We start from the raw sequence: 22,641 nt of genomic DNA on the forward strand, positions 1-22,641 counted from the left end.
CAAATCGTGGAGGGTCGAGCGCGCCTGTCGCGGCACCGATCGATCAGCCCTCGCGCGCCGCCCGGCGCCGTTCGTGGTCGGTAAGCAGCCGCTTGCGGATGCGAATGCTCTTCGGTGTGATTTCGACCAGTTCATCGTCGTTGATGAACTCGACGGCGGATTCGAGGGTCAGGGCGACCGGTGGTACCAGGCGAACCGCTTCATCGCTTCCCGAGGCGCGAATGTTGGTCAATTGCTTGCCTTTGATCGGGTTGACGACGAGATCGTTGTCACGGCTGTGGATGCCGATCACCATTCCTTCGTAGAGTTTGTCGCCGGGCACGGTGAACATCCGCCCGCGTTCCTGCAGTTTCCATAGGGCATAGGCGACGGCTTCGCCCTTTTCGCCGGAAATCAGAACGCCATTGCGGCGGCCGCCGATCTCGCCCTTGACCGGGGCGTACTCGTCGAAGACATGGCTGACCAGCCCGGTACCGCGCGTCAGGTTCATCACCTCGCCCTGAAAACCGATCAGACCGCGGGCCGGAATGCGATACTCCAGGCGGACCCGCCCACGGCCGTCGGACGTCATGTCGACCAGGTCGCCGCGGCGATAGCCGAGCGCTTCCATGACCGCTCCCTGATGCGCTTCCTCGATATCCAGGGTCAGCATCTCGTAGGGCTCGCACAGTTCGCCGTCGATCTCCTTGACGATCACCCGCGGCCGCCCGACCGCCAGCTCATAACCCTCACGGCGCATCGTTTCGAGCAGGATCGTCAGATGCAGTTCGCCACGTCCCGAAACCAGGAAACTGTCGGTGTCCGAGGTCTCCTCGACGCGCAGCGCCATATTGGTCAGCAGTTCCTTGCGCAGGCGCTCGCCGATCTGCCGGCTGGTGACGAACTTGCCCTCGGTACCGGCATAGGGCGAGTTGTTCACCATGAAGGTCATGTTCAGCGTCGGCTCGTCGATCTTCAGCATCGGCAGCGCCTCGGGTTTTTCGGCATCCGTGATCGTGCAGCCGATCGACAGATCGTCGATCCCCGTCACCAGGACGATGTCGCCCGCCAGTGCCTCGTCCATCGTCACCCGCTCGAGACCCCGGAAACCGAAAACCTGGCCAACCCGGGCGTTCTTCGGCTGGCCATGCGCGAACCCGCCATCGGCATCGGGCTGGCCGTACATGACGACCACCGGCTGAGCCGGCTTGAGACGCCCGCGCTGGATGCGGCCGATACCGATCCGGCCGACGTAACTCGAGTAGTCGAGCGCCGAGATCTGCAGTTGCAGCGGCCCGTCGATGTTGTCCGCGTGGGGCGGGGAGACGTACTCGAGAATCGTCTCGAACATCGGTCGCATGTCGGGCGAAGGCTGCGCCAGATCACGCGTCGCGTAGCCGTTGATCGCCGACGCGTAAAGCACCGGGAAATCGAGCTGTTCGTCGTTGGCACCGAGTTTGTCGAAGAGATCGAAGGTATGGTCAACCACCCAGTCGGGGCGGGCGCCGTCGCGGTCGATCTTGTTGACCACGACGATCGGTTTGAGGCCCAGAGCGAGCGCCTTCTTGGTGACGAAGCGCGTCTGAGGCATCGGGCCTTCGACGGCATCGACCAGCAGCAGGACGCCATCGACCATCGACAACACACGCTCGACTTCGCCGCCGAAGTCGGCGTGCCCCGGCGTATCGACGATGTTGATATGCACTCCCTGATAGTCGACCGCCAGGTTTTTGGCCAGAATCGTGATTCCCCGTTCCTTTTCGAGGTCGTTCGAATCCATCATCCGTTCGGTGATGTGCTGGTGGGCGGAGAAGGTTCCTGCCTGAACCAGCAGCTTGTCGACCAGCGTGGTCTTGCCGTGGTCGACGTGGGCGATGATGGCGATGTTGCGGACGGAACGGGACATAAGGAGGCCAGCCTTTCAGGAGGGGCGGCCATTCTAGCACAGCGCGTCGGCGCGCCCTGTTGCGCCGCAGAAAACCGGCTCACGCCTACTGGTTGCGCATGAAATCCGCGGTATTGAAGAAGGACGCCAGCAGCCTTTCGCGCAACCGCTCGGCGATGCCGACCGATTCCATCGCCAGATACATGCACGCCACCCACTGATCGCGCTCTTCTTTTCCGATGGCAAAGGGCAGGTGGCGGCGGCGCAGCATCGGGTGACCGATGTGCTGGGCGTAGAGGTCGGGCCCGCCAAGCCATCCGGAGAGGAACATGAAGAGCTTGTCGCGTGAGGATTGCAGGTCGGCAGGGTGCATGGCGCGGATCGTGGCGAACTGGGGAATGCTGTCCATCAGCTCGTAGAAGCGTTGACAAAGCAGGCGCACGGCACCGTCGCCGCCCATCAGTTGGTAGGGTGTCTGTTCGTCCATCATGTGGTGAGGTGGCGGGAAATCTTGACAATCGCCCGTCGCTTGCTATGATAACTCGTTTGTTGCGCCGCAGCAAACGCGCGTCGTCGTCAAGGCCGGCCCGACGGATGATTGCCAGAACGGGTTCTGCGGCGCACACTATGTCGGTTTTCCGATTGGCGAAGGCTTTCTTGGGAGTAGTCAGATGAGCGAAGCGATTCTTGCGTATTTGCGAGCCAATGCGGAGCAACTCGATGTCGACATGGCCGAGGCGCTCAACATTCCGCTTGCCGATCTGCGGGATGAAATCACGCGACTGGCGGCAGCCGGCGACGTGATCTGCTGCAAGGTCACCCGTTTCATCGAGGGCCGGAAGATCGAGGGCATCAGTTGCCGGCTGTCCTGCGATCTGCCGACCCCGGCGCGCGGGCGGAAACCCGGAGTCAAGAAGGACGACGACGCGGAAGCCACGGTCTACTGAGGTGGCTGGTCGGGCCGTTGGCGATTCGTTTTTTTCCGGCCTGGCCGTTGCCGGGGGCGGGTTCGTCTATCGGAGCAGATGCAGATGGAAGTGCCCCTTGATGAACTCCTGGAACTTCTCGACGCCTTTCAGGGCGATCCGCAGCCGGCCGAGTTCCATCATGTTGAGCCGCTCCAGCGAAATGTAGTTGTCCGGCGCTTGTCCTTCGCGCACCGCTTCGACCTGGGCGCGCAGCCGCATCAACACCAGGAAGTCGAAGCTTTCGGCGATGTTGTCGGCGACTTTCCTGCTTAGCACCTTGTCCCTGACCAGCGCTTCAAGCCGCTGATGCGTGCTGCCCTTGAGCGTGCCGGCCTGAATCGCCAGCGCCTTGACGCCCTCGGAAATGGCAAAAATCCCTGCTTTCTTGATCTCCAGCATGCCGCTATGCGCCCCGTCCTTTTCGCCTTTGATCTTGCCGAACCAGCCGATCGGCGGTGCGAAGCGCAGCGTGTTTTCGACCATCCGCATGAGAAACAGTTTGTCGCGCTGGACGTGGCTGTAAACCTGGGTCTTGAGTTCCTGCTCGAAGGAGGGGTCGCCAAAAATCGTGCGGATGTCGACGAAGGTCCCACAACTGAGCACATTGCTCGGCGTCGGCGAGCGCAGCCAGCGGTCGAGCTGGTCCTGCCACTGGCGAAGGCTGCGCCGCCACTCCTTGTTGTTGGCCATGATTCCGCCGGGGCAGGGGGGAATGCCGATGGCGACCAGCGAATCGATCAACACCTGTGAGAAGTCCTCGATGCGCGCGATCTCGTCGGCCCCGAGCTCGTCGCCATAGACGATGGCGTTGTCCTGGTCGGTGAGCAGCGTCTGCTCGCCGCGCCCTTCACTACCGAGGACGACGACGGCAAAGCGCCCGGGCAGGTCGGCGAAACGGTCGGCGTGCAGGAGGGTGATCAGACGCAACAGGATCTGGTCGTTGAGGTGGGCGATCAGGCGCACCATGTCGCGCGTGCTCGTGCCGGAGGCGCTCAAGTGGAGGACCAGGCTCTGGATGCGGGTGAACACCGTTCGCAGTTCGTCTAGGTTCTGTACCCGCTCGATGTCGAGCACCAGTTGATGCGGCGAGCGCGACTGCAGGCGGATGATGTCGCTGTCGGTGATGATCCCCGAAAGCTTGCCCTTGCCGTCCACGACGGCCAGACGATGGATGTTCTGACGCGACATCTGGTAGAGCGCTTCGTACAGCCGATCGTTCTCGCCGATGACCGACAAGGGGCTGTTCATGATTGCCCGCACGGCGAGGGTCGACGGATCCGTTCCGTTGGCCACCACTTTGTTGCGCAGGTCGCGATCGGTCACGATGCCGCTTGGCAGCTTGTTTTCGCAGACGACGACACTCGAAATGTTCTTTTCGCGCATCACTCGGGCGACACCGACCAGCGCGTCGTCAGGTTCGCAGGTAACCACCGTGCGTTGGCAAAAATCCTTCACCGGGCGAAAAAACTGACTTTCTTCAGCCATCGGTCGCTGCTCCTTGTGGTTCGGCCCTGGTTTTTGTCGATCGGCGAACACTTGGCGGGGGCAGGTGTGGCCGGTCCGGCCGAATCCCATGATTCTAACATGGGCGGCCAGGGTCGACACTGGAATCTCGCTGTCCTTCCAGGATGCCACCCCGGCAGCCATCCTTCGCGCCGGTCGGCGCATGCCCGACGCCATTCGCCAGCCGGGCCGAGGAGGCTGCCGGTGCCGCGCCACGCTAATCGCGTGATCGGCGCTCCTGCGCGACCCACTGCTGAACCGAGGGCCTTTGCCACTGTTGCCGAGCGTAGGCGACGAGCCGGTCGGGAACGGCATCGCCGTTCATGACCAATCGATTGAGCATCAAGGCGAGGTCGGTATCGGCGATGCACCAGTCGCCGAAGAGATGGCTGCCGTTGCCGGCCAGCAGAGTATCGCAGGCGGCAAACAGGATTTCGGCCGCCGCCTTGGCTTTGGCGGTCAGCGCTTGGTCGCAGGGTCCCAGAAATACGACTTCGGTCGGGCGCTGCTCTCTCAGAGGCAGGAAATCACTGCGCAGCCAAGCCTGGAGCATACGTGCTCTGGCGCGGGCGTGCAGGGAGCTTGGCAGGACCTGAGGGTACTGCGGAGCGGGGAAGGCTTCGTCGAGATACTCGGCAATGGCCGACGACTCCGAGAGGCTGAAGTCGCCGTGCACGAGAGTCGGCACGCGACAGGTGAGCGATCTGGCCGCATAGCCCGTGTCATGGTTCTCGCCTGCCTCCAGATCGACCGTGCGGATGGCGAAGGGCAGGCCTTTTTCGTATAGCGCCACAAAGGCCGACATGGCGTACGGACTGAGGAAGTGCGCGTCGACGTAGAGTGTAAGCTGTTGATCGAACATGGTTGTCTCGTTAACGACCGAGCTGGGCGCGGCCCATGCCTGGGCGGGCTGTCGCCACTCGGTCCAGTCTTAGCCCAGTTCGCGGGCGACTGCGGCGACCGACGCGGCGTCCGGCAGTCGGGCGAGTTGCGCCAGCATGTAATCCTTGACCAGCGCCAGCAGTTCATCGACGCGCGTCGCCGGCATGCCGATCTCGGTCGCGACGACGCGCACTTCCGCCAGTTCCTCGGCGATCAGCGCGCCGTCGGCATAGGCGACGAGCAGGCAGGTGGCGACGACCAGATCGCGCTGCGCGGCGTTTCTGAAAGCGCCGGCGGGGTTGGTGTTCTGCGTTTCGGTGGCGAGCGAGTCGAAGGCCGGCCAGTCGTCGGCGCCATTGCGGCAAGCGTCGTAGAACTGGCGAATCAGGGCGACTTCTTCCGCCGTCCTGGCGCCATCGACGTGCGCAATGCGCAACAGGAGTTGCGTCGCGGCGACGGTTTGGTCGGTATCAAGCGAAACGTCAATCAATAGGGGAAGCATGGCTACTCCTTCAAGGGTGGATCTGGCGCCGGAATTCGGCGAGCCGGGTCTGGACTTCCTGCACCGTCAGCGAGCGGAAGCGCTGCGGCAGCAGGGAGCGTCGCGAGGTCTCCGAAACCGCCAGCATTTCCATGTAGCTCACCATCGCGATCTCCTGTGGCGGCATGAAATCGTCGATCGCCCGCGCCAGCAGGGCGGCGGTCACCGGCGTGCGCTCACGTTCGGCAAACTCGGCGGCAAGCAGGGCGACGGCCTCGAGGTCGGCGTTGGAATAGCCTGCAAGCGCTTGGCAGGCGTTTTCCAGCACTTCGTCGGCGAGTTCGGGGACGATCTGGTAGCGCCGCAGAATGGCGCTGATGACCGCGGCGCGTTCGGATGCGGTTTCGGCGTAAAAGAACGGAATCTTGCGATCGAGCCGTCCCGGACGCTTGATGTCGGTATCGAGCTTGTCCGGTCGGTTGGTCATCAGGATGAAGAGAACCTGGCCGCGGTTTTCGGGATCGGACATGAACTCCTTGAGGCGGGCGATGACGCGTGAGCCGGTGCCGCCGTCGCTATCGCCGCTACTGCCGAAGCTGCGGTCGCCTTCGTCGATGACCAGGGCAATCGGCCCCATCGCCTTGACTGTCGCCAGAACGCGTTCGAGGTTGGCCTCGGTCGAGCCGACCCATTTCGAGCGGAAATTCTTCAGCGCCACTCCGGAAAGTCCCGCCTCCTTGAGAAAGGCCTTGATGACGAAAGTCTTGCCGGCGCCCATCGGCCCGACCGCGAGCAGACCCATCGGCGCCCGCGCCCGGTCGCCACTGCGGATCAGGCGGGCGATTTCGAGCAACTCGCTCTTGATGTGCTGGTTGCCGCCGACGCTGTCCAGCCCGTGGCGCGGTTCGATGAACTCGATCAGCCCGGCGCACTCTTTCTCGATCAGCTCGCGCTTGCGCTGGCGGACGACGGCCATCATCTCGCTGGCGGGGTCTTCCGCTTCGGGCAGCGCGCGTGTCGGGTCGACGAGTTGCTGGATCTCGGGCGGCGTCATTCCGGCGGTGATCGCCGCCAGGCGCTGTGCCCGCTCGGCGGCTTTCGGGCTACCGGCCAACAGTTCGGCGATGAGGTTTCTCCGCTGCGTTTCGTTGAGGCCCTGGGGAGCTTCGCTGGCGACGATGCTGGCCAACTGGATGAGGCGCAGTCCGGCCGTCTGGTCGGCCAGGAGATCGCTTTCGCCGGCCGCCATGGCCGGTGCGTAGTGGCCGATCGCGCCGCGCCGCGCCGCGCGGTCCGGCATCGGCAGTTCGATCGCCACCACTCGTGGATGCGTCAGCAGTGCCGGGCTGATGTCGGCCAGCGATTCACTGATCAGGATGACGACGTTGTCGCGATCGGCGAAAGCTTCGTCGAGCGACCAGCGGTGCAGTGCGGTGAAGGCCCCGCGCTCGTCGAGAGACAGAAAGTGTGATTCGGCCGCCGGAAAGATGGTCCCGGCGTAGGGAATCAGCAAGGCGTTCGAGCGCTGCTCGAGCATCTGCCGTTCGAGCGACTCGAAAATGCCGGCCAGTCCCTTGCCTTCGAGATGACGATACAGCTCGGCCTTGCCTTGCGGGCTGCTTCCCTGGACGACGCGCACGCCACGGTCTACGCTGAGCTCGAAGATGTGCTGCTTGTTGTCCTTGAGCAGCACGTCGCTGAGGAAGGGCAGCAAGGTGTAGTGGCGATCGCCGACCGGATAGCGATCGAAAACGTTGCGGTAAAGGATGAAGACGGAAGCCTCGCCGGCCAGATACTTCTGGCGTAGCGTTTCGGCCCAGGCCGGCAGTGGCAAACGGCCGGCGGTTTCGCTTGGCAGCGTGCCAGTCGGAGTCATGGGCGTGCCAGCCCTACATCGACTTGCCGGCATCCGCCTGGGCGGCGCGCGCGCGCTTCATCTCGTCGAGTTGCTGTCGGGCGGTGATGGCGCCGCTACTCTGCCGCAGCTTGGCGAGTTTGACGTCGAGGTCGGAATCGCGCAGCTCGGAGCCCATCTTGGCTTCGGCGACCGTCGTCTTGATGTGATCGCGGACGTTGTCGAGCGCGCGGACTTCGGCGTCGACCGACAGGCCGTCGAGCTGATTCTGGATCTTGAGGCGAGCCTGTGCGCTGAGCATCTGGGCCAGCATACGGTCTTTCTCGTCCTTGAGTTTCTGGATCTCGGACTTGACCTGCATCAGCGAGTCCTTGGCCTCCTGTGCGTCGGTCTTCGCCTGTTCCATGTCCTGCTCCAAGGTCTTGATGCTGGCTTCGAGCGCGTTCTTCTTCTGGATCAGGACGACGCCGAGGTCGTCCTGGCCGGTGGCGAGCGCCACGTTGAGGTCGGCGCTGACTGCTGCCAGTTCGCCGCGCTCGCCTTCGAGGCGCGCCGAAATGTCCTCCCGGCGGCGCATGATTGCCGCCGTGGCACTCTTCAGCTTGCCGTACTTCTCGATCATCGAATCGATCGCGTTCTGGTAGGCGATTTCCGGATGCCGCTTTTCGACGTCGGTGATCCATAGCGAGACGAAACCCGACCAGAGATTGGACAGACGTCCCATGAAGTTGATGTCAGCCATCGCCTTTTCCCTTTCCTAAACCGGTCGCCCGGCGAAACGTGAGTGAGCCCCCGACGCCCATCGTCACCAGGGCCTGCCAAAAAATTTCAGCCTTTGCCGGCCTCGCCGACCGCCGCCAGCCGCCGGGCACTGCCCGCCGCCGGCATGGCGATGCCGGGCAGCGCTTCGGCCAGACCGTTCGCCAGATCGGCCTCGATGTCTTCCTGCAGGCGCAGCTTGCCGACGGCTTCCTCGAGCCGGCTGCCGACATCTTCGGAGGCCGGCAGGGTCATGATCGTCTGGTAGATTTCGTCGAGCTGGTCGGGCATCGACAACATCGTCGCCTCGAGCGCCCGGCGTCGGCTTTGCATCCGGTTGTGCCGCTCGATCAGCGCCGCGTAGTCGCCGCGCGCTTTCTGGAGTTGTCTGAGATCGGTTCCCGGACGTGGCGCGGCGAGTTCCTTTTCGATGCTCGCCAGCTTGCCATCGATTTCCCGTAGATTGATCGATTCCATGCGGTCGTCGATCACCAGTGCCGACAGCCACAGGGCAAGATACTCCACCGTCGCGTCGTCGAGCTGTTCGACGTCACGGTAGGCAAGTCTCGACAGGCCGGCCTCGGCGCGTTGGTAAAGCGCTCCGACGCGCTCCATCATGCGCTGGTAGGTGCGCAGTCGCAGCGCAAAGCCATCACGTTTGGCGGCGCGTTTCTGGAGTTCGGCAATGAGTTGCTCGCGTGACGCCTGCCGCGCCTTGGCCCGCCAGCGCCGGTCGACCTTTTCGCGAAAAGTCGGCAGCGACGGAAGATGCAGCACGGCGAGCACTTCGCCGGCGGCAAAGGCGATCAGCGGCAGCGCGCCGACGCCGAAGCCGAAGGGAATCGACAGCAACGCCCCGGTTGCCAGCGAGCCGAGCAGTGCGTAAAGGTTGGTCTGACTGGTCAGCACTTCTCTGACGTAAGGCGGTTTGCCCTCGGCCATCGCTAGATCGTCACCCTGACCTGACCCTTGCCGGGGCTGGCGTGGAGCTGATTGAGGATGCGTTCCTCGAGGGACTGTGCTTCGGCCGAGCGTTGCCAGGCTGCCGAGCGTGGCCGCGCTTCGTTGACCATGAAATCGTCGGCGACGCGCGCCGGCTGGGTCGACAGGACGATCACGCGGTCGCCGAGCATCAGCGCTTCGGTGACGTCGTGCGTCACGAAGACGACCAGACACGGCCAGGAGCGATAGAGATCGATCAGCAGGCGCTGCATTTCCTCGCGCGTCTGCGCGTCGAGTGCGCCGAAGGGTTCGTCCATCAGCAGGATTTTCGGACGCAGTACCAGCGCGCGCGCCAGTGCGACGCGCTGGTTCTGTCCGCCCGAGAGTTGCGCCGGGCGCAGGCCGGCCTTGTCGGCGAGACCGACGGCCTCGAGCATGTCGGCGACGCGCCGACGCCACTCGCTTTCCGGTACGCGCGATTTCCAGAGCTTGAGGCGGAAAGGGAAGGCGATGTTGTCGAAAACCGAGAGATCGGGGCGATTGGCGTAGCGCTGGAAAACCATCACCGAATCGTCGTGGGCGTCGTGGCACTCCTTGCCGTCGATCGACACGCTGCCCGAGGTCGGAGTCTTGACCGCCATCGGCCGCACGCCGCCGAGCATGTGCAGCAGCGTGCTCTTGCCGCAGCCGGAGGGGCCCAGCAACATGTTGATTCCGGTTCGATCGAAGCTCAAGGTCACGCGATCGATGACTCGTGTCACACCGCCGTTTTCCGAGGGGTACTCCTGGACGATGTCTTTGACGACGACCGAAACCGGCTTCGCTTCGGATCCTGCCGCCGATGGCGTCGGGGCGACCGGGTCCGTCATTGCTGAGTCTCCCACGGGTAGAGGCGGCGCTTCAACCAGATCATCGACTGGTAGGTGGCCAAGGCGAGTCCGATGATGACCATGATTCCGGCGAAAACCTGATCCCAGGCGCTGAAGCGGCGGGCGTTCTGGATCAACTGACCCAGTCCTTCGCGCGCATTGACGTACTCGGCTACCGTGATGTAGGTCCACATCACCGAGAAGGCGACGATTACGGCGTCGGCGATGCGCGGCATAGCCATCGGCACGACCGCGCGGCGGATGCACTCCCACGGTGTCGCGCCGAGGTCGCGGGCGCCTATCCAGTAGCTTTGCGGCACTGCCTGGATGGCGTCACGGACCATAGGAATCAGGTACACGACCGCGCCGATGAACAAAAAGGCAATTTTCATTGACTCGCCGATACCCATCCACATGACGAGGATCGGCAGCAGGGCGACCACCGGCGCCGAGCGGAAAGGATCGACGAGAGGCGACAGCGCGGCGTTGACCTGCGGCGCGGCACCCATCACGATGCCGATCGGAATGCCGATGCCGATCACCAGCAGGCCGGCAACGAGCAGACGGCCGACCGACCACAGGGTTGCCGTGAGCAGCATGCTTTGCCCGTCGTTCCAGGCCAGGTACGAGAACGCCGACAGAACCTGCCAGGGCGCCGGCAGCTTGCTTGGGCTGACCAGATCCGACGCGGCGACGGCGCTCCACAGCAACACGATGCCGAGCACCGAGCCGACCCCGAGCAGCCGCCGGCGGCGAGCCTCGGTTGGCGCGTAGGGGTTCCAGAATTGCGGCATGTGTCCGTCTCCGCCCTAGCGGCCGCCAAAAACGGCAACCCGCGTCGTCCGGTTCATCGCTCGGCAGTCTTCGAGCGACAGACCTTCCATCGCCGCATTGACCTCGTTGCACAATGGACGGTCAGGGCCGTAGCCGACGATCTTGAAGCGCTCGCGTGGAAATTCCCACTGCTTCACCAGATAATCGACTACCGCCCGCGCGCGTGCCGCCGACAGACGCTGATTGACTTCGCGCGATCCTGTCGAGTCGGTATTGCCGCTCACCTCGAAGTAGGCTTTACCGTTGTTTTCGATGAACGGCACCATCTCGCTATCGACCGTCTTCTCGGCGCGCTTGCTCAGTTCGGCACTGCCGGAAGCGAAACCGACGGTCACCGGCTTGGTGACTATCGCTTCCTTCTTGGTCGCCTCTTTGAGTGACGACTCGGTGAACGTGGTCTGCGGTTGAGCGGCCGCCGCGGCGGCAGGTTTGTCGCGCGCCAGAATGGCCTTCACGAAGCGGTAGTCGAAGCTGTCCTGCGGTGCCACGACCGGCGACTTCGGATTGGCCAGCGCACCGGCCTTGCGGTAGATCTCGTCGAAGCGCTTATACACGCGCTCGTAGTGGTTGGTTCCTCCGGCCAGACCGAGAATGCGCGCGTTTTCTTCGACCCCGGTCCACACGACGTTGGCGAACAGGCTCTTGACGAAAGGCCGGCCTTCCTTGTCGGCCAGCAGCTTGAAGAACTCCTCGGTCTTGACCAGTGCCTCGACCGCATTGTCGGGGTTGGCGCGCGCCGCCGGAACGCCTTCCAGCCAGCCGTCGACGAATTTCTGCACCACCGCCTGTCCTTCCGGTTTGGCCAGCAGGCGGGAATCGCAGACCATCACGTCGAAAATCAGGTTGGTTGCCGTGCGCGTCGAATAGACGACATGCGCGCCTTTGACGTTACGCAGCGCGAGCGCCAGATCCGGGTCCCAGAGCGCGGCCGCATCGACGTGGCCCGATTCGAGCGCGGCGCGTACGCCGGCGGTGCCTTCTTCCGCGTTGATGAAGACCAGCTTGACGCTTTCCTTCTTGCGTGCCGTAAGCGACGAATTGTCCAGCGCGTCGATCAGCATGCCGTGCGACGGCGTGAACTGGAGCAGGGCGACCGAACGCCCGGCGAGATCCTCGATCGACTTCACCGCCGGATCGCTGGCGATAACCGCATCGCCGCCCTGCGTGTTGTCGACGATCATCACCGCGCGGCCGTCGAGGCCGGCGTTGCGCAGGTTGGGCTGCTCCTGCGCCCAGAAGTCCGAAGTCCGCCAGGCGCACTGCGCCGCGCCGGACTCGAAGATGGTGGCCAGCGTCGGGATGTCGTCCTGTATCACGAAGCGGACATTGACGTCCTTCTTGTGGTAGATCGATCCCGGCTGGGTGTCGAGCGAATTGCCGTTGGCGACCAATGCCGGCGCGTAGCCGTGGAAGCTGACCAGGCTGACTTTCAGCGGATTGCCCGGGCTGCCGAGCGGCGCATTGCGGTCGTCGGTCGGGCTCGCCTTGTTCGCAGCCGCCGCGGGTTTGGTCTTGGCGGGGGGTTCCGGAGTTGCGGCGGACGGTTTTGCCGACGAGGCTGTAGGTTCGCTGCCGCCGAAGCGTTCCTTGAGGCCGAAATTCCAGGCGAGCGAGCCGGCGACGCCGAGCACGATGACGGTGATCAGGCCCTTGGCCAATGGTGTGAGTTGAGCCATCTGCTTTCTCCTTGCTCAGTGCGCGGCGACCTGCGAAGCCTTGAAGTTGGTCGGAATTTCGCGCAGCCGTTCGATTTCGGCGTCCATGCGGCGAGTTTCGCGGGCGCTTGACTCGCGGGCCGCCCGCAGTCCGGCCTCGACGCTGGTCGTTTCCTGCGCGGCGCGCGTCACTTCGCGTTCGAGCAAACCTTCGAGCTCGCTGATCTGCTGGCGAATCGCCGCCGTCGAGTTGTCGAGTGCCAGCTTGATGTGCTGGATCACTTCGGCCGATTGCTGCTCGCGGGCTTGCAGTTGCACGGCCAGTTGTTGCTTGTAGGCGTCGAGCGCGGCGATCTTGAACTCGGCATCGCTGACGCAGTCCTCGATCTGCCAGTTGTCGTCCGCCGCGTCCATCGCCAGAACCGCAGCCTTGCGGGTTACCGCGTCCATGGCGCGCAAACCGTCGAGCAGGCGCAGCAGCTTCTCGGCCGGATACGGCGAACCCGGCACGCCAGCCGCCGTGAAGATGTCCGCCAGCGGGGTGGCGTGGTCCTCGCCGGCCATCGGCTCCGGTGAAGCGGCGGCCGGTGCCGGCGGTGGGATCGTGACGTCGTTTGGCGTCGATCGCATTTGGTCCGGTGGTCCATCCGGCGGACCGGCGTCGGCAATGTGCGGGCCAGGTTCCGCTGCACGGTCGGCGGTTACCAGTTTCTCGTCCTCCGAGAGTTCGACCAGTTTCGCCCGCGCGAGAAAATTCAGGATGCCCTTCATGCCGACTCCCGGGAGAGTGGCAGCGCCGTGCGATGGGGTTGGCAGTGAGTTCGGGGGATGAGGGGGAAGAAACGGCACATGGCAGAAAAGCCCCGGAAAACGTCAGGGGCAGAGTATCTCTGTCCTTGGCCGGCGCCGTCAAGCTGCGCTCGGGCGAACCGGCGAGGTCCGCCCCGCGGCCTCGTCCCGCCAGTCCGGCCTTGCCGGCTGGCCTAGCGTTGGCCGAAAACGAGCGGAAAGTCCGGGACGCCGCTCGGGACGATGGTCACTGGTGATTGCGCGCCTTCCGTCAATGCCTTGACCCGTTCGGAAACATAGAGATCAAGCATCTTGTGCGTGATGCGGCCCGATCTGTTGTAGTCGGCTTTGCCGCGCAAGCCCTCGAGAATGGCCTTGGTGAACGCGCCATTGCCCCAGTCGGACGATTCTTGGGCGTACTGGCGTCCGGTCGCGGCGGCGAAGACGATCACTCCGTTGTCGGCACTCGACAATTCGTTGATGACGGCGGTCGTGTCGAGGCGCAGCGAACGCGTTCCGGTGCCCAGCACGTTGCCGGCGTGGCAGGTGTCGATGAAGAACAGCGCCTTGCCGGGCAGAGATACGAGCGTGTTGCGGATTTCGCTGAAGATCACGCCGCTGCGCTTCAGCGCCTTGATGTTGACATCCTGCGGCAGAAAGTAATAGGTGCCGTCGGCATCGTTCACACCGTGCCCGGCAATGAAGACGATCGCTACGTCGCGTGAAGTCAATTCGCGGCGGATCCATTCCAGTCCATCCAGAACGTCGTCGCGTTTGGCGCCGTTGTCGGTCAGCAGGCGAACTGCGACCTTGCGGTACAGACCGCCCTCCTGCGTCTTGAGAAAATTCGTCAGATCGGTCGAATCCTTGGCAGCGAACTCGAGCTGGATAGAAGGATCCTGGTACTTGCTAACGCCCACTGCCAGTACATAGAGCGCAGGCCGCAGGTCGGCGGAGCCGGTGGCCAGCGACGGGCTGGCGGGCTCCGCCACGGCTGCCGGCGGCCGCTTGAGCAGCAGCGTTGCCTCGGGCGACACGCCATGTTTGTTTTCGGCAAACAGCAGGAGCTGCGCATCGTAATCCGGTAGCGCTAGCGGTACCTCGTAGATCGTTTCGTTGTCGCTTGCCCGCGAAGTGCGCAGCGAAGCCAGCGGCGGCACGGCCACCGGCTGCCCGTTCAGGCGTGCGCGCAGTCTGGTCGTGGGTGCGTCCACCGGCGTGCGAACCGCCACTTGCAGCTTGACTTCACTGCCGCGCGACGTCGGCGCGACGTCGGGCGAGACGATGCGAACCGTCGGCGGCAGGCGCTCACGAATCGCCTTGCCGCCGAGCGGTGTTGCCGCAATCGCCGGCAGGGCGGCGAGGGCGGCCTGGCTGCTGCCTTTGCCGACCACTTCGCTGAGCAGTTCGGGCCGGTAGTACTCGGCGCGGAAACGCGATACCGGATAAAAATCGGCCGCCTGCGCCGGACCTCGGTCGACCTGCCAGCCGACCAACGTTTCGCCGCCCGGGCTGGCCGCGAAATGACCGCCTGGCGTCCACATGACCCAGCGGCGTCCGTCGGCCTGAGGAAAGAAAACGAGTTGCTCGCTTCCGTCGTTTTGACGGTACCAGCGCAAGCTGCCATCGCTGAAACCGGCGACGACCCAGCGTCCGTCGTCGCTCAGGTTGACCTGCCAGGGCGTCGCCGGCGCGGCGGCACGCCAGAGCTCGCTGCCGTTGCGGTCATACAGGCGGATCCGGAAATTCGTCGCCACAACCACACGGCCGCCGTCGCGGGCCACGCTGGCCGACAGCGACCACTCGCCGGCGTCGAGGACGAGTGTCTTGCCGTTGATCGATGGGTTCTGTCTTTCGAACCAATTGTCGACCACGGTCTTGGCGGCCGTCGTGCGCGGCGCCTGCCAGTCCTTGCCGGGTTTTGCCCAGGCGAGCTGGCGGAGGTCGAAGGCCTCGGCCGAACGGCCTGGCCGCGCTTCTTGAAAGGATAGCGCGCCGCCATCGGTGGCCAGGCGGAAGCGGCTGCGCTGGTTGCGGAAATCGAGCAGGCCATGGCCGACGTTGAGCAGAGCCTGTCCTCCGGCGGCGAGCATGCCCCATGCCGGATCGGCCGTGGCATACAGCAGGCGGCCATCGCGCGCGGCGTGCAGCGCCGTGATCGTGTTGCGCGCCACGGGCAGTATCGATGGCTCTCCACGTCCGGCGTCGGGCCAGGTCAAAATGGCAAACTGTCCCTTGTCGTTGCTCCAGCTACCAGCGGCGTAGATCCGCTGGCCATCGGTCGACCAGGCGACGACACTCAAACTGCGGCCGGGGCTGCTTCTGGGCGGCGCAAGAGTTCTCGAGGCTTTCAGCGTCTTGGCCTCGAGCAGAACGACCTGCGCCTGGTCCGCCGCGCCAACGGCGACCGTTTGCCCGTCGGGCGAAAAAGCAAGGCCAAAGGGCACCCCGGTGCCGGCCGGCGTACTCCGGGCGAGCCGCTGGAGACCTTTCGCGGTTGCTTCGTAGCTGCGGACGAAACCGTCCGCGCTGCTCACGACGAGCATCTTGCCGTCCAGCGACCAGGCGGTCGCATTCACTTCGTCGGAATAGTCCGCGTCGCCTGGCAGTTCGCGGGCCGCCGTCCAGGCGTCAGCACTGGCGAAGATACGTACGCCCTGTCTGCCCCACAGACCGGCGACCAGCTTTCTGCCGTCGGGAGAGAAGGACAGGTGGGTGACGACGTCGGGCAGGCCAGTCACGCGGTGGATGATCTGGCCGTCGTGGCGGCGCACCAGGTAGAGGTCATTGCCCGACGACCAGCCGGCTGCCGCATAGACGCTGCCGTCCGGTGTCATGGCCACGGCGTAGAGCTTGCCATCGTTGCCGGCGCCGGACGGCGGCCGAAATACCGACAGCAGCGTGCCGCTACCGGCATCCCAGAGGCGGGCGGTCTTGTCCTCGGCGGCGGTGACGGCGTAGCGGCCGTCACGGTCCAGGCTGGCCGCGCGAATCGGCGCCACATGGCTGCCGGTTTCGATGCGCAGGCTGGGTACGGCTTCTGCCGCCGCTTGGCCGGCAGCCGTACCGCTCATCAGAAGGAAGCCGCAGAGCAGAACTTGAACTTGGCGCAGGCAGTCCCGAAGTCTCAGCACGTCGCTCAATTCCAGCCGCGTGGTCAGCAGGAAACCTTCTTGAACTCGATGCGCTGGTCCAGCGCATCCGACTCGTTGCCCCTGCCGGTGCCGACGAGCGCGCGCTGCGAACCATAACCCTTGGCCGTCGACCGTTTGGCCAGGGCCGGATTGGCCGCCACCATCTTCTGGCGGACGAATTCGGCGCGCTGCAGCGACAGTCTTTCGTCCATCTGCTCGGAAGTGCCGCGCCGGGTGTGTCCGGCGACTTCGATGCACGAGTTCTGGCGCAGCGACTGACGGCCAATCTCCGACAACCACTGGGCATACGGTTGCGGCGCCTGCTCCTGACTGAAAGCGGTCGCGCCGGGTTTGAAGTCGAAACGCACGGCGAGCCGGTCGCTCGCCAGGCCCATTTCGACGAGCTGCCCAAACGCCTGCATGGCGGGCTTCCTGCGGCCCAGTTTCTGGTTGTCGAGGTAGATGCCGGCGTAGACGCGTGCCTGGTTGCCGGCCGGATTCTTCAGAACCGATTGGTAGAGGGCCAGCGAGTCCTTGTAATTCCTTGCCTGGTAGGCTTTTATCGCTTCGCTGATGGTCGACGCGGCGAGCACGGCGTCGATGTAGGCCGGATTGATCGGATCACCGGCTTTCGTTCCCTGGCAGGTCTTGATGTAGCCGTCGACCGCCGTGTCCTTGGCCCATACCGGCATTTCGCGGAAGAAAGGCAGTGGGGTCGGATCGAAACCGTCGGGTAGCGAGCGTGCCAGCCCCTTGCTGATGATCTTGCCGGTTTTCAGATCGGCAAGCGCGAAGCAGATGCGGTAGGCGTCGCGCTCGCCGTCGGCCTTGCCCTGCAAGTTGATCGGCGTGAAGGTGCCGACCATCAGCAAGGGCAGCGTCGAGACGGTCTCACTGGTAAAGGGCTTGACATCGACCTGCTGGTAGTTTTCCTTCACCAGCTGAACGACCGACTGCTCCATCGATGCCGTCGCTTCGGTTTGCACGCCGGTGTTACCGTCTACCAGCGGGTCGACCACCATGCTGTATTTCTGATCCCTGGCCAGATTGGCGTTGGCCAGCAGGTCTTGTGCCGCCTTGCGCACCGCCTGGTCGTAGGGCAGGGCGGTCAGGGCAGCCGGCGCGGGCGCCGCTGCGGTGGGCTTCTCCTCGGTGCTGCTGCAAGCGCTGGCCAGGGCTACTAGAGCAAGGCAAGCGCTGAATAACAGGCGCGATTGGAATGGCATCATGAATACTCCCTATGGTTTTCCGTGGTTTTCCGTCATCGTTTGACCGAGGATTGCCCAGCGCGTTCGTCGATACGGCAAGCGGATTGTACAACTCGCCGGCCAGGCTTCCGGCGGTCGTCGCTCAGGGTTTACGGTAGATCGTCGGTTTGACCGACTTCAGCCGATCGGTGATGCCGTTCAACGACTCTGAATGGCCAACTATCAGGTAGCCGCCCGGAAGCAGTTGGGGCAGGAGGTTGGCGATGACCTGGCGCTTGGTTTCGCTGTCGAAATAGATCATCACGTTGCGCAGGAAGATGACGTCGAACAAGCCGAGGCGGGGATCGATCGGCCGGGTCAGGTTGACCTGGGCGAAGCGGACGTGCTGGCGAATCGCCGGTGCGACCAGGAAGCCGTGCGGATCGTCGCTTGTTTTCACGCAGTACTTGCGCCGGCAGGCTTCGGGAATACCCTCGTTGCGCTCCAGGGGGTAGCGACCGGCACGTGCCTTGGCGAGCACCTGCGTGCTGATGTCGGAACCGAAGACCTCCCATCGGGCGTTGCCTGGCACGGTGTCGGCGATCACCATGGCTAGGCTGTAGGCTTCCTCGCCACTCGAACTGGCGGCACTCCAGAGGCGTAAGGTGCCGCCCGTCGGACGCTGGCCGAGAATTTCGTCACGCAGGAACTCAAGATGGCGAGCTTCACGGAAAAAGTAGGTTTCGTTGGTCGTCAGCAGGTCGACCATGGTCTGCAGCTCAGCTGGCTGCCGACCGCTGGACACCATCCGGTAATAGTCCCCGAAGCTGCCGAGTTGGTGTTCGCGCAGCCGCTTTTGCAGGCGGCCGACCAGCAGCGCTTTTTTGTTGTCCGCCAGCTTGATACCGGCTATCTGGTGGACCAAACGCTGGAAAAGAGAAAACTCCTGGTCGGTGATCGCCGGTGCGTCCATGGGCAATGGTCTCGATTCTGTCGCCGGCGGGCCGCACCGCGGGCGGGGCGAGTGGTTGTCGGGTGCGCAGCGGCGGTTCGGCCGTGCGCACGCGTCATCCTGCGGCAAAGATCCTTGTCGGCGCAAGCCTGGGCGCCGCTTCGACGGGCGAGGTGCTGTTCGTCCGCTTGGTTGTCGCCACGGATGCCGGGCGAGGCACGGTGCCTTGTCCGGGGGGGGCGTGGCGCATCGGGCATCGTCGAAAGAGCTTGATTTATTTCCCTTGGGCAAGCCCTCGCTAGTGTTGTTTTGCCACATTGAGCGTAGTAAGGGCGTGGAAGTGTGCGTTATTTGTCGTCTCCTCGCCGTGGAAGCAAGTATTCTGCGGCTATTCGAGGAACGTCGCTGGGCGGCGACCAGGCGGGCCGTCGGGTCACTGGCATAAAGGCAGCAGGTCAAAGAACTTTGCCTGTCGTCGAGAGCCATGGTACGGCGGGGCGAGGGAAGCTACTTTCGTGGCGAGAGTCAATTCCACTATACTGTGGCGCGTTTTTGTGATGCCTGACGGGGTGATGTATGGCGGGCGTCGGCAGCAATTCGTGTCCAAGCTGGTGACCAAAACAAGGAGAGAGTTATGTGGTTTACACGCCTGCATGAGGTACTTGGCGCCGCGTTTCGTTGGTTCGCCGCTGCCGCGCTGGCGGCGCTGGCTGTCGGCTGCGCTTCGCTTCCGCCGGCGCCGACCGTCGCGGCCTCGCCTGATTACCGCTATCTCATCGGCCCCGGAGACAACGTCAATATCATCGTCTGGCGCAATCCTGAGCTGTCGATGTCGGTGCCCGTACGTCCGGATGGAATGATTGCCGGACCGCTGATCGAGGACATGCCGGCGATGGGCAAGACGCCGACGGCGCTTGGACGCGATATGGAAAAAGCGTTGGGCACCTTCATCCGGGATCCTGTGGTGACCGTCGTGGTAACCGGTTTCGTGGGAAACCAGAGCGAGCAGATTCGTGTGGTGGGCGAAGCCTCCAAGCCGCAGGCTCTGCCTTATCGACAGAACATGACCTTGCTTGACGTGATGATCGCCGTCGGTGGTTTGACCGATTTTGCCGACGGCAACGGCGCGACGCTTCTCCGGGCCGCCGAGGGCAACAAGCAGTACAGCGTCCGGCTGAGCGACCTGATCCGCCGTGGCGATGTGTCCGCCAACGTCGATGTGAAGCCGGGTGACGTCCTGATCATTCCGCAGAGCTGGTTCTGAACGACGTTCGGACCGTGCTGACACCAGATCGTTGGCTTAGTCGCGTCGCGGCCCAGCTGCGGCGCTCCCCAAACCGCTACTGATAGAGTCTGAATCCGATGGATGAACTGCTTCGACAAGCGCTCACGATCCTGCGCGGAATGTGGAAACGTCGCTGGCTGGGGATCATCGTCGCCTGGGTCGTCGGACTGGCCAGCGTCGCGGCCGTTCTCGCCATTCCGGACAAATATGAGGCGTCGGCGCGTATCTTCGTCGATACCCAGTCGATCCTCCGACCGCTGATGTCCGGCCTTGTCACGCAGCCCAACGTCGACCAGCAGGTGATGATGCTGAGTCGTACCCTGATCACGCGGCCGAATGTCGAAAAGTTGATCCGCATGGCGGATCTGGACCTCAAGATCCAGTCCAAGGCCGATCGTGATGCACTGGCCGAAATGCTGATGGCGTCGCTGAAGATTCAGAACACAACGCGTGACAACATCTATACGATCACCTATCGCGACACCCAGCCGGACCACGCGAAACGGGTCGTGCAGTCCCTGGTGTCCATCTTCGTCGAATCCAACCTCGGCGACGCGCGCAAGGATTCGGAATCGGCCAGGAAGTTCCTCGACGAACAAATCAAGGCGTACGAGAAGAAGCTGGAAGAAGCCGAGGCGCGACTCAAGGAGTTCAAGCTTCGCAACATGGCGGCACAAGGCTCGGAAGGGAAGGATCACTTCGCTCGCATGAGCGAGGCCGGCACCCTGCTCGAGCAGAGCCGGCTGGAATTGCGCGAGGCCGAGCAGTCGCGCGATTCCTTGAAGCGTCAACTGCTGGGGGGTGAGGAGCCTTCGTTGCTGCCCGACGCGAGCCAGGAGGCGATCGCCGGGGTTTCGATTCCCGAGATCGACAGCCGGATAGACACTCTGCAGCGCAACCTCGACGCCATGTTGCAGCGCTTTACCGACAAGCATCCGGATGTGGTCAGCACGCGCCGTCTGATCAAGGAGCTGGAAGACAAGAAGCGCGAGGAGATCGCCGCCCGGCGGAAGGCGGCGGCGAGCAATCCGACGTCAACCACGACCATCAACCCGGTTCAGCAGCAGCTCAAGATATCGCTCTCGGAAACCGAAGCGAGAGTGGCCGCCCTGCAGACACGCGTTGCCGAGTATCAGGCGCGTTATGAGCGCATGAAAGGTCAGGTGACGTTGGTTCCCCAAATCGAAGCGGAGTATGCGCAGCTCAATCGCGACTACGACATCAACAAGAAGAACTACGAACAACTGGTCCAGCGCCGCGAGTCCGCCAGCATGGGCAGCGAAATGGACAGCACCGCCGGCGTGGACTTCCGTTTGATCGACCCGCCGCGCGTTTCGCCGAAGCCGGTGGCCCCGAATCGTACTCTGCTGTTGCCTCTGACGCTGCTGCTGGCGCTCGGCGCCGGGGTTGCCGTGACTTTCGCGGCCAGTCAAATCCGCCCGGTGTTTTTCGATTCGCGCTCCCTTCGTGAAGCCTGTGGTCTGCCTCTTCTGGGAACGGTGTCGCTGCTTGTGGACGACGCGAGGAAACGTCGGGAGAGAAAGGACTTGCTGCGCTTTGCGGCGGCCTGTGGTTCGCTGGTCGCGGTCTACGCGACGGGGCTGCTCGCCTTGTTTCTACTTTCAGTCCGTACTGCCTGAGGAAAAACGATGAGCCTCATTGAACAAGCGGCGAAGCGTCTCGAGCAACTGCGCAAGGCGGGTGTGGAGATCGCCGGTCCGGTTGCCGATGCCGCGCCGCCGCCACCGGCGATCCTGGTAGACGCCGCGCGCCTGCCACCGGCGGCCGCGCCGGCGGTGGCAGGCGAGGCCGAAGTGCCTGCCGTGGCCAGGGTTTCTGTCGAATCGCGGGCAGAGGAGCCGGTCGTTCCTCCTGCGGCGATCGTTTCTCGTCAGGTCGAACTGGACATGGCCGCGCTGGCGGCCGGTGGCCTGATCACCCCGGATGCTCCGCGTTCTCAGATGGCTGACCAGTACCGGGTGGTCAAGCGGCCGCTGATTGCCAATGCCATGGGCAAGGGGGCGGCGCCGATCCGGCGTGGCAACCTGATCATGGTGACCAGCGCGTTGTCGGGCGAAGGCAAGAGCTTTACCGCGATCAATCTCGCGATGAGTATCGCCATGGAACTGGACAATACCGTGATGCTGGTCGATGCCGACGTCCCGAAGCCGTCGGTATTGAGGATGCTCGGTTTACCGCCGGCGCGTGGTCTGCTCGACGTCTTGACCGACGATTCGGTCGATTTTTCGCAGGTTCTGCTGCGCACCAACGTCGAAAAGCTGAGTCTTCTGCCAAGCGGTACACAACACGCGCGGGCGACCGAACTGCTGGCCAGCGAGGCGATGATCAGCCTGCTCGACGAGATGGCGACCCGCTATCCCGATCGAATCATCGTTTTCGACTCGCCGCCCTTGCTGATGACCACCGAGTCCCGGGTTCTGGCGACTCACATGGGTCAGGTGGTGGTGGTCGTCAAGGCGGAGAGCACGGCACGCAGTGATGTCAAGCACGCACTGGCCGCCATCGAATCCTGTCCTGTCAAGCTGGTGCTGCTCAATCAGGCGCGCTCGACGACCCAGGACGGCTACGGTTATGGCTACGGCTATGGCTATGGCTACGGTTATGGCTACGGCTATGGTTCCGATGGTGCTTGAGCGCTGGCGTCGTGCAAGCGGTGCGGAA

19 protein-coding genes are annotated in these 22,641 nt (G+C 63.8%); 4 read left to right on the forward strand and 15 right to left on the reverse strand.

Features of this window, described 5'->3' with window-relative positions:
- Positions 1–43 precede the first annotated feature (43 nt).
- Together typA and Q1M07_RS07665 are read right to left on the reverse strand one after the other, a co-directional pair.
- On the reverse strand, positions 44–1,885 hold the full coding sequence (typA, locus tag Q1M07_RS07660) for a translational GTPase TypA (RefSeq protein WP_300452672.1): 1,842 nt from the start codon (positions 1,883–1,885) through the stop codon (positions 44–46).
- An 85-nt stretch (positions 1,886–1,970) separates the two neighbouring features.
- Positions 1,971–2,351: a group II truncated hemoglobin gene (locus Q1M07_RS07665; RefSeq protein WP_300452774.1), complete on the reverse strand. Its 381-nt coding sequence runs from the start codon at positions 2,349–2,351 to the stop codon at positions 1,971–1,973.
- 184 nt (positions 2,352–2,535) lie between these two features.
- Between Q1M07_RS07665 and Q1M07_RS07670 the strand changes: the two genes are divergently transcribed.
- Positions 2,536–2,811 carry an ArsR family transcriptional regulator gene (locus tag Q1M07_RS07670; RefSeq protein WP_300452674.1) on the forward strand — a complete coding sequence of 92 codons (276 nt, stop codon included), beginning with the start codon at positions 2,536–2,538 and terminating at the stop codon, positions 2,809–2,811.
- A 66-nt stretch (positions 2,812–2,877) separates the two neighbouring features.
- Here Q1M07_RS07670 and Q1M07_RS07675 read toward each other — a convergent pair whose 3' ends face one another.
- The 13 genes from Q1M07_RS07675 to Q1M07_RS07735 all read right to left on the reverse strand — a co-directional run bounded on the left by Q1M07_RS07675 (position 2,878) and on the right by Q1M07_RS07735 (position 18,695).
- Positions 2,878–4,317 (reverse strand): DUF294 nucleotidyltransferase-like domain-containing protein, encoded by a 1,440-nt coding sequence (locus Q1M07_RS07675; protein WP_300452696.1) that lies wholly within the window; start codon positions 4,315–4,317, stop codon positions 2,878–2,880.
- A 235-nt stretch (positions 4,318–4,552) separates the two neighbouring features.
- Positions 4,553–5,197 (reverse strand): glutathione transferase, encoded by a 645-nt coding sequence (gene yfcF, locus Q1M07_RS07680; RefSeq protein WP_300452698.1) that lies wholly within the window; start codon positions 5,195–5,197, stop codon positions 4,553–4,555.
- 69 nt (positions 5,198–5,266) lie between these two features.
- Positions 5,267–5,719 (reverse strand): TerB family tellurite resistance protein, encoded by a 453-nt coding sequence (locus Q1M07_RS07685; protein WP_300452700.1) that lies wholly within the window; start codon positions 5,717–5,719, stop codon positions 5,267–5,269.
- A 10-nt stretch (positions 5,720–5,729) separates the two neighbouring features.
- Positions 5,730–7,574, reverse strand: a complete 1,845-nt coding sequence (locus tag Q1M07_RS07690; protein ID WP_300452702.1) for an ATP-binding protein — start codon at positions 7,572–7,574, stop codon at positions 5,730–5,732.
- Positions 7,575–7,587: 13 nt separating this feature from the next.
- Positions 7,588–8,295 (reverse strand): PspA/IM30 family protein, encoded by a 708-nt coding sequence (locus Q1M07_RS07695; RefSeq protein WP_300452704.1) that lies wholly within the window; start codon positions 8,293–8,295, stop codon positions 7,588–7,590.
- A gap of 86 nt (positions 8,296–8,381) precedes the next feature.
- Positions 8,382–9,254 carry a hypothetical protein gene (locus Q1M07_RS07700; RefSeq protein WP_300452706.1) on the reverse strand — a complete coding sequence of 291 codons (873 nt, stop codon included), beginning with the start codon at positions 9,252–9,254 and terminating at the stop codon, positions 8,382–8,384.
- A gap of 2 nt (positions 9,255–9,256) precedes the next feature.
- Positions 9,257–10,123: an ATP-binding cassette domain-containing protein gene (locus Q1M07_RS07705; RefSeq protein WP_300452708.1), complete on the reverse strand. Its 867-nt coding sequence runs from the start codon at positions 10,121–10,123 to the stop codon at positions 9,257–9,259.
- Positions 10,120–10,917, reverse strand: a complete 798-nt coding sequence (locus tag Q1M07_RS07710) for an ABC transporter permease (protein WP_300452710.1) — start codon at positions 10,915–10,917, stop codon at positions 10,120–10,122. Before Q1M07_RS07710 ends, Q1M07_RS07705 begins: the two co-directional genes overlap by 4 nt.
- Before the next feature lie 15 nt (positions 10,918–10,932).
- Positions 10,933–12,633: a phosphate ABC transporter substrate-binding/OmpA family protein gene (locus Q1M07_RS07715; RefSeq protein ID WP_300452712.1), complete on the reverse strand. Its 1,701-nt coding sequence runs from the start codon at positions 12,631–12,633 to the stop codon at positions 10,933–10,935.
- Between the two features lie 15 nt (positions 12,634–12,648).
- Positions 12,649–13,383, reverse strand: a complete 735-nt coding sequence (locus Q1M07_RS07720; protein WP_300452714.1) for a methyl-accepting chemotaxis protein — start codon at positions 13,381–13,383, stop codon at positions 12,649–12,651.
- A 212-nt stretch (positions 13,384–13,595) separates the two neighbouring features.
- Positions 13,596–16,535, reverse strand: coding sequence for a caspase family protein (locus tag Q1M07_RS07725; RefSeq protein ID WP_300452716.1), 2,940 nt, complete (start codon positions 16,533–16,535; stop codon positions 13,596–13,598).
- Between the two features lie 23 nt (positions 16,536–16,558).
- The gene (locus Q1M07_RS07730) at positions 16,559–17,764 is read right to left on the reverse strand and encodes an OmpA family protein (protein ID WP_300452718.1); all 1,206 of its coding nucleotides are present in this window, start codon (positions 17,762–17,764) and stop codon (positions 16,559–16,561) included.
- Positions 17,765–17,885: 121 nt separating this feature from the next.
- On the reverse strand, positions 17,886–18,695 hold the full coding sequence (locus Q1M07_RS07735) for a protein-glutamate O-methyltransferase CheR (RefSeq protein WP_300452720.1): 810 nt from the start codon (positions 18,693–18,695) through the stop codon (positions 17,886–17,888).
- A 613-nt stretch (positions 18,696–19,308) separates the two neighbouring features.
- Between Q1M07_RS07735 and Q1M07_RS07740 the strand changes: the two genes are divergently transcribed.
- From Q1M07_RS07740 to Q1M07_RS07750, 3 genes are all read left to right on the forward strand, one after another.
- The gene (locus Q1M07_RS07740; protein ID WP_300452722.1) at positions 19,309–19,938 is read left to right on the forward strand and encodes an XrtA/PEP-CTERM system exopolysaccharide export protein; all 630 of its coding nucleotides are present in this window, start codon (positions 19,309–19,311) and stop codon (positions 19,936–19,938) included.
- A 98-nt stretch (positions 19,939–20,036) separates the two neighbouring features.
- Positions 20,037–21,599: an XrtA system polysaccharide chain length determinant gene (locus Q1M07_RS07745; RefSeq protein WP_300452724.1), complete on the forward strand. Its 1,563-nt coding sequence runs from the start codon at positions 20,037–20,039 to the stop codon at positions 21,597–21,599.
- Positions 21,600–21,608: 9 nt separating this feature from the next.
- Positions 21,609–22,613 carry an XrtA-associated tyrosine autokinase gene (locus Q1M07_RS07750; protein WP_300452726.1) on the forward strand — a complete coding sequence of 335 codons (1,005 nt, stop codon included), beginning with the start codon at positions 21,609–21,611 and terminating at the stop codon, positions 22,611–22,613.
- Positions 22,614–22,641: the final 28 nt, after the last annotated feature.

The organism is Accumulibacter sp. (assembly GCF_029255285.1).
Lineage (GTDB): Bacteria > Pseudomonadota > Gammaproteobacteria > Burkholderiales > Rhodocyclaceae > Accumulibacter.